Source organism: Acidovorax sp. HMWF018 (genome assembly GCF_003061035.1).
Lineage (GTDB): Bacteria > Pseudomonadota > Gammaproteobacteria > Burkholderiales > Burkholderiaceae_C > Acidovorax > Acidovorax delafieldii.
This window is the reverse complement of sequence record NZ_QAIM01000463.1, coordinates 1,482-2,471: the sequence shown is the minus strand read 5'-3', so window position 1 is coordinate 2,471 and position 990 is coordinate 1,482. Positions and strand designations below refer to the sequence as shown.

Sequence of the window (990 nt, the reverse complement as noted above, 5' to 3'; positions counted from 1 at the left end):
ATGCAGGGTCTCGCCCGCCAGCCATCCGGCCACGCGCTGGCGCAGCGCGAGCAGCGCAGTCACATCGATGCCGGTGGCGATGCCCATGCGCTCCAGCATGAACACGAGGTCTTCGGTGGTGACATTGCCGCTGGCGCCCGGCGCGTGCGGGCAGCCGCCGATGCCCGCCAGGCAGGCATCAAAGCGCGTGATGCCTGCCTGCCAGGCGGCATAGACGTTAGCCAGGCCCATGCCGCGCGTGTCGTGGAAATGCGCGCAGGCCAGGCGGTCGCCCACCAGGGCGCGGGCCTTTTCAAACAGCCGGGCGACCGAGGCCGGGTCAGCAAAACCCACGGTGTCGGCCAGGCTCACGTGGTCGGCACCTGCGTCCAGCAGCGCCTGCATCAGGCGCAGCACTTCGCTCTCAGCCACCTCGCCCTGCAGGGTGCAGCCAAAGGCCGTGCCGACGCCGCCTTCGATCAGCGTGCGGCGGCCGCTGGCATCGCGCAGCGCGCGGATGCGGGCCACCTCAGCCACCACCTCGTCGGGCGTCTTGCGCAGGTTGGCCAGGCTGTGGGCGTGGCTGGCAGACAAAGGCACCACCATCAGGTCGGCACCACAGTCCAACGCGCGCTCGGCGCCCTTGAAATTGGGCACCAGCACCGAGGCCACCAGGCCGGGCAGCGTTTTGGCGTGGGCCAGCACCTCGGCCGTGTCGGCCAGCTGGGGCAGCAGGCGCGCGGGCACAAAGGAGCCCACCTCGATCTCGCGCTGGCCGGCGGCGTAGGCAGCGTTGATCCATTCGATCTTGTGCGCGGTGGACACCACCGTGGCGATGCTTTGCAGGCCGTCGCGCAGGCCGACTTCGCGGACGATGGCGCGGGCCACCGGGGGCTGCAGGTCGGATGGGATCGGTGAGGTGTGCACGGGATGTCTCTTTCGGGTGGGTCTGGGCAAGATTCTAAAAATTCCCGAATGAATCAGAAAATACATCTCGGAAGCCATAACATT

Annotated in this window: 1 protein-coding gene; it reads right to left on the bottom strand. The window is 68.2% G+C overall.

What is annotated here, in order from left to right; translation table 11 throughout:
- Positions 1 to 906, bottom strand: a 906-nt coding sequence (locus DBR23_RS19470; protein ID WP_199227751.1) for a hydroxymethylglutaryl-CoA lyase, incomplete at its 3' end; no start/stop codon positions are given.
- Between the last annotated feature and the right edge of the window lie 84 nt (positions 907 to 990).